The 774-nt window shown below is 69.9% G+C and carries 1 protein-coding gene; it reads left to right on the top strand.

The genetic code is table 11. The features are described 5' to 3' along the window. Positions 1–49: 49 nt before the first annotated feature. Positions 50–774, top strand: a 725-nt coding sequence (locus K8556_RS38925; RefSeq protein WP_223745190.1) for a transposase, incomplete at its 3' end; no start/stop codon positions are given.

The following is a 774-nucleotide window of genomic DNA, read 5'->3' as shown; positions in this document are numbered from 1 at the left end:
CCGCGTCGCGAGGGACCCGACGCCACGCTTCAAGGCAGTGGAGCGCGAGGTGCTTGCCACCGCGGAACGACTGGTGCCCCCGGAGCACCTGGCCAGGAAGGTGCGCACGCTGGTGAAGCGCTTCGACCTGAGGCGGGTGGAGGCGGGCTTCTCGGCGTTGGGCCAGAAGGGCTACGCGCCGCGCGAGCTGCTGGCGCTCTGGGTGTACGCCAGCCTCATTGGCATCCACCAGGGCACGCAATTGGCCCATGCCCTCCAGACGGACATGGCGCTGCGACTCTTGAGTGCGGGCCATGCCATCAGCCGCTCGGTGCTCAACCGGTTTCGAGCCAGCCAGGGCGCCTTCCTGCTGGAGGCGCTGGAAGAAACCGTCCGGTGGGCCTACCAGGCAGGCCTCATCGAGGAGCAGGCCCTGGCCGTCGACAGCGTGCGTCTGCGGGCCCACGCCAGCGGCCGCCAGGTGCGCGTGCGCAAGCACTCGCACAAGCGCCTCGAGGCCTTGGCCCAGGTGGACGTCCGTGCGCTGTCGGAGTCAGCGCAAAAGCACCATGAGGACCAGGTGCAGCGCCACCAGCAGGCCGTCATTTTGTGCCAGCAACGGGGCGCCGCCACCGTGGTGCTCAGCAACCCCTGCGCGGGCTTGATGCAGTTCCCCGGCAACGGGGTGCACCCGGGCCACCGGGTGACGGTGGTTTCCAGTGGAGCGCGGCAGCGGCTGGTGGTGGGAGTGCTGCTGTCGGCCTCGGGCAATGACAAGGGCCACCTGGCGCAGGC

Origin of the sequence: Corallococcus sp. AS-1-12, from assembly GCF_020036995.1 — a bacterium.
In the GTDB taxonomy this organism is placed as follows: domain Bacteria; phylum Myxococcota; class Myxococcia; order Myxococcales; family Myxococcaceae; genus Corallococcus.
This window is presented reverse-complemented; position numbering and strand designations above follow the sequence as displayed.